Source organism: Microbacterium sp. (genome assembly GCF_051953575.1).
Classification (GTDB): Bacteria; Actinomycetota; Actinomycetes; order Actinomycetales; family Microbacteriaceae; genus Microbacterium.
Genome location: NZ_JBQCIP010000026.1, coordinates 1 through 4777 on the forward strand (window position 1 = coordinate 1; position 4777 = coordinate 4777).

Annotated in this window: 4 protein-coding genes; 3 read left to right on the plus strand and 1 reads right to left on the minus strand. The window is 69.4% G+C overall.

Annotated features, from left to right (window positions below):
• Positions 1-170: 170 nt before the first annotated feature.
• Positions 171-1157 carry an ABC transporter substrate-binding protein gene (locus tag ACTHNQ_RS02045; protein ID WP_440330774.1) on the minus strand — a complete coding sequence of 329 codons (987 nt, stop codon included), beginning with the start codon at positions 1155-1157 and terminating at the stop codon, positions 171-173.
• A 268-nt stretch (positions 1158-1425) separates the two neighbouring features.
• On the opposite strand from ACTHNQ_RS02045, the gene ACTHNQ_RS02050 reads away from it, so the two are divergent.
• The 3 genes from ACTHNQ_RS02050 to ligM are packed head-to-tail and all read left to right on the plus strand — an operon-like array spanning position 1426 to position 4624.
• Positions 1426-2307, plus strand: a complete 882-nt coding sequence (locus tag ACTHNQ_RS02050; RefSeq protein ID WP_440330775.1) for a methylenetetrahydrofolate reductase — start codon at positions 1426-1428, stop codon at positions 2305-2307.
• Positions 2304-3179 (plus strand): formyltetrahydrofolate deformylase, encoded by an 876-nt coding sequence (purU, locus tag ACTHNQ_RS02055; RefSeq protein ID WP_440330776.1) that lies wholly within the window; start codon positions 2304-2306, stop codon positions 3177-3179. Before ACTHNQ_RS02050 ends, purU begins: the two co-directional genes overlap by 4 nt.
• 38 nt (positions 3180-3217) lie before the next feature.
• Positions 3218-4624, plus strand: a complete 1407-nt coding sequence (ligM, locus tag ACTHNQ_RS02060; protein WP_440330777.1) for a vanillate/3-O-methylgallate O-demethylase — start codon at positions 3218-3220, stop codon at positions 4622-4624.
• Positions 4625-4777 lie beyond the last annotated feature (153 nt).

Genomic DNA, 4777 nt, shown 5'->3' on the forward strand with positions numbered 1-4777 from the left:
CCCCAGGGCGATCTTGCGGAGTGTCCGGAGCCGGAGCGGTGAGCGCCTCCGAGCCGGGGCGGCGTCGAGGGTGGCGGTGGCCATGCGAGTCCGATCGAGGGGTGCGGGAGACGGAGGCGGAGGGACGGGATGCCGCGGGAGCGGGCATCCCGTCCTCCGTTCCTCCGCGCCTACTGCTGCTGGATGAGGCGGCTGTAGTCCGGCTCGGCGTCGATGTACGCGAACTCGACGGCGAGGGCACCCAGATCCTCGATGCCGGCGTCGGAGAGGTCCCATGTGAAGGTCGGCAGCGTGATGCCCGCGGCGGCCTCCTCGGGGATCTTCAGGTTCGTCGCGATCGCCGAGCGCACGGCGTCCTCATTGTCGGCCGCCCAGTCGAGGGCCTCCGACATCGCCGCGGAGTACGACTCCACGAGCTCGGGGTTCTCGTCGAGCAGCTTCTGCGTCGTGATGTTGGTGAGCACCGTGAGGCCCGGGATCGTGGCCTGATAGGGCTGCACGACCGACGTGCCGCCGCCCTTGACGATCGCGGCGCGGAAGGGGTCCGGAGCCCATGCGGCATCCATCGTGCCCGCCTCGAGCTGGGCCGGCACGTCCGGGAACGCGACCTCCACGAACTGGACGGTCGAGGGGTCGCCGCCGTCGTCCTGCACGGCCTTGCGGATGGTGAGGTCGCCCGCGGCGCCGACCGTGTTCACCGACACCTTCTTGCCCGCGAGGTCCGCGGGGCGGGTGATGCCGGAGCCGGCGAGCGCGACCACGGCGTTGACGTCGGTGCCCTCGGCGAGGCTGTTCGCGTAGTCGCCGATGATCGCCACGCCGAGGTCCTGCTGGTCGGCGCGGATCGGGCCGAACGGCTGGCCGATGGCGAACTGGATGTCGCCGCTGAGCAGCGCCGGGATGGCGTTGGCGCCGCCCTGGGCGGGGACGACCTCGATCTCGAGGCCGTGCTTCTCGAAGATGCCCTCGTCGATCGCGGCCCAGAGGGCGCCGGTCTCGGCGATGGGCAGGGCGGCGACGCGGACCTTCGTGACCTCGCCGGACGCGGCGCCGTCGGTCGGCGCGGACGAGGAGGACGGAGCGGCGGAATCGGTGCAGCCGCTCAGTGCGAGCGCGGCGGCGGCGAGTACGCCGATCGTGGCAAGACTCTTCTTCATTGACGGGCCTCTCATGACGGTGCAGGGGGGGTGTGCACGGTCCGGGTGCATCCGACCGCGGCCGGAGTCGGCACCTCGGCGTGCCGGACACAGTCATCGTGCGCCAGCCGAAATGTATTGTCAAGGGTTTTGTGACGCCCGTCACGGAATGCATGAACACAAACGCGTCCCGACCCGACGTGTGACCTCTTGCCAAATACCTATGGACATAGTTATCGTGTGGATGCCGCGGTGCGACGACGCCCGCGGCGGACGAAAGGACTCGTCAGTGACCCATCCGCTCCCGGCGTCACCGGACGCAGCCGCGCTCGTGGACGGCTTCTCGCTGGAGATGACCGGCAAGGACGTCCCCGGACTCGCCGAGGCGCGCGACACGATCCCGCAGGGCACGAGGATCAACGTGACCTTCCTGGGGAACGAGGACCTCGAGATGCGGGTCGCCGCGGCGAAGGCCGTGAAGGACATGGGCTTCGTGCCCGTCCCCCACATCTCGGCCCGTCGGCTGGAGTCGCAGGCGCAGCTCGGCGAGTTCCTCTCGCGCCTGCACGACGTCGGCGCGACCGAGCACGTGTTCGCCGTCGGCGGCGACCCCGCCGAGCCGGCCGGCCCGTTCCCCGACGCGCTCTCGGTGATCCGGTCCGGTCTGCTGCAGGAGCACGGCGTGCGCGAGGTCTCGATCGCCGGGTACCCCGAGGGCCATCCCGACATCGCCGACGACGTGCTGTGGCGTCACCTCGACGAGAAGGCGCTGACGCTCGCCCAGCAGGGAATGGATGCCGTCGTCCTGACGCAGTTCGCCTTCGACACCGACCCGGTCACGGCGTGGATCGGCGAGGTGCGCGCCCGGGGCATCGACGCGCAGATCCGCATCGGCACCCCGGGCCCGGCCGGCATCAAGCGCCTGCTCGGCTTCGCGCGCCGCTTCGGGATCGGCGCGAACGCGATGATCGTCAAGAAGTACGGCTTCTCGCTGACCAACCTGATGGGCACCGCCGGCCCCGACCGGTTCGTGTCGGACCTCGCCGAGCGGCTCGCCGCGCAGGACGCCGGCGACGTGAAGCTCCACTTCTACACGTTCGGCGGGCTGCTCCCGACGTCGCAGTGGGCACGCGAGTTCGTCAGCGCGCAGTCGTCGGGAGCACGGCGATGACGACCCGTCTCGACGCTCGGCGGGACCACGCGTGCCTCATCGTCCACGGCCCCGACCAGCCGGGGATCGTCGCCGCGGTCACCGCACTGGTCGCACGCAACCTCGGCAACATCGTGACGCTCGACCAGTATTCCGACAATCCGATCGGCGGCGAGTTCTTCCAGCGCGTCGTGTTCCACCGCGCCGATCTGCAGGCATCCCTTCCCGCGATCGCAGCCGACCTCGACGAGACGCTCGGACCCCTCTCGCTGGAGTGGCGGCTGACGGACCAGTCCGCGCCGAAGCGGATGGCGATCCTCGCGTCGACCAGCGACCACTGCCTGCTCGAGCTGCTGTGGCGCCACCGTCGCGGCGAGCTGCCGGTGACCATCCCGATGGTCGTCTCGAACCACACCAACACCGCCGAGGACGTCCGCAGCTTCGGCATCCCGTTCTTCCACGTGCCCTCCCAGGGCCCCGACAAGTCGGCCGCCGAGGCCCGGATCATCGAGCTGCTCAAAGACAACGTCGACTTCGTCGTCCTCGCCCGGTACATGCAGATCCTTTCGGACTCGTTCCTCGACGAGATCGGCGTCCCCGTGATCAACATCCACCACTCCTTCCTGCCCGCGTTCATCGGCGCCGCGCCCTATCGCAAGGCGAAGGAACGGGGCGTCAAGCTCATCGGGGCCACCAGCCACTACGTCACCGCGGACCTGGACGAGGGGCCGATCATCGAGCAGGACGTCGCGCGCGTCACCCACGCGATGACCGCGGCAGACCTCCAGGCACGCGGCGCCTACGTCGAACGCGCCGTGCTCTCGCGCGCCGTCGAGTGGCACGCCGAGGACCGCGTCATCCGGCACGGCAACCACACGATCGTCTTCACCTGATCCACCCCGACCCCATCCACGAACAGAGAGGTTCCCTCATGGCGAAGAATCTGCAGGAGCTGATCGACGGACGCAACGCCGTCGAGATGCTGCGCAACTCGCAGATCGGCTCGTACATCTACCCGGTCGTCCCCGCGGACTTCCAGAACTGGATCAAGGAGCAGCGGGCGTGGCGCGACACGGCCGTGCTCTACGACCAGTCGCACCACATGGACAACGTGTTCCTGAAGGGCTCGGACGCGATCCGGCTCATCTCCGACACCGCGATCAACTCCGTCGCGACGTTCCCGGTGAACCGGGCCAAGCAGTACGTGCCGACCACCGCGTCGGGACACGTGGTCGGGGACGGCATCCTCTTCCATGAGGCCGAGGACGAGTACGTCTACGTCGGCCGCGCGCCCGCGTCGAACTGGCTGCTCTACCACGGCGAGACCGGCGGCTACGCGAACCTCGACATCACCGTCGACCGGCGCTCGCCCTCGCGCCCCTACGGCGACGCGGTCAGCCGCCGGTACTACCGGTTCCAGATCCAGGGCCCGGCGGCGTGGAACGTCATCGAGAAGCTGAACGGCGGACCGCTCGAGCAGCTGAAGTTCTTCAGCATGGCCGAGATGCAGATCGGCGGCGTCAACGTCCGCACCCTCCGGCATGGCATGGCCGGAGCCCCCGGTCTCGAGGTGTGGGGCCCCTACGAGGACCACCACCGCGTGCGCGACCTCATCGTCGACGCGGGCGCCGAGTTCGGCCTCGTCCCCGTCGGGTCTCGGGCGTACCCGTCCAACACCCTCGAGTCGGGCTGGATCCCGTCGCCCCTGCCCGCGATCTACTCGGGCGAGGCCGAGCGAGGCTACCGCGAGTGGCTCGGCGTCGACAGCTACGAGGCGACCGGCACCCTGGCCGGATCCTTCGTGTCGGACGACATCTCGGACTACTACCTCACCCCGTGGGAGCTCGGCTACGGCTCGTTCGTGAAGTTCGACCACGATTTCATCGGCCGCGACGCGCTCGAGGCCGTCGACCCCGCCACGCAGCGACGCAAGGTCACCCTCGCGTGGAACGCCGAGGACGTCACGAAGATCTTCGCGTCGCTCTTCGACACCGACGGCGAGAGCTACAAGTTCTTCGACCTGCCCCTCGCGAACTACGGCTCGGCCAATTACGACTCGGTCACCGATGCCGACGGGAACGTCGTCGGATTCTCGATGTTCACCGGCTACAGCGCCAACGAGAAGCGCGCGCTGTCGCTGGCGACGGTCAACCCCGACGTGCCCGAGGGCGCCGAGGTGACGGTCGTCTGGGGCGAGCCGGACGGCGGGACCGCGAAGGCGTCGGTCGAGCCGCACCGCCAGCTCGAAGTCCGTGCCGTGGTCAGTCCCGTGCCGTACTCGACGGTGGCCCGTCAGACCTACCACGGCGGCTGGCGCACGCAGTATCAGTCGGCCTGACCCTCCGTCGAGACCCCAGCCGGCGCGGTCGGGGGGGGTTTAGCCGGTCGGTCAGGCCGACTTTTACTTCCGGCGCCAGCCGCCGTGGTAGGTCGGAACGGCCACCGTCCAGTACGGCACGGGACAGTCCCCGGCACGGACTTCGAGCGGGGG

What these genes read in the sequence shown, in the direction of transcription:
- purU (WP_440330776.1), top strand. Translation starts at nt 2,304, where the DNA reads ATGACGACCCGTCTCGACGCTCGGCGGGACCACGCGTGCCTCATCGTC.
- ligM (WP_440330777.1), top strand. Translation starts at nt 3,218, where the DNA reads ATGGCGAAGAATCTGCAGGAGCTGATCGACGGACGCAACGCCGTCGAG.
- ACTHNQ_RS02045 (WP_440330774.1), bottom strand. Translation starts at nt 1,157, where the DNA reads ATGAAGAAGAGTCTTGCCACGATCGGCGTACTCGCCGCCGCCGCGCTC.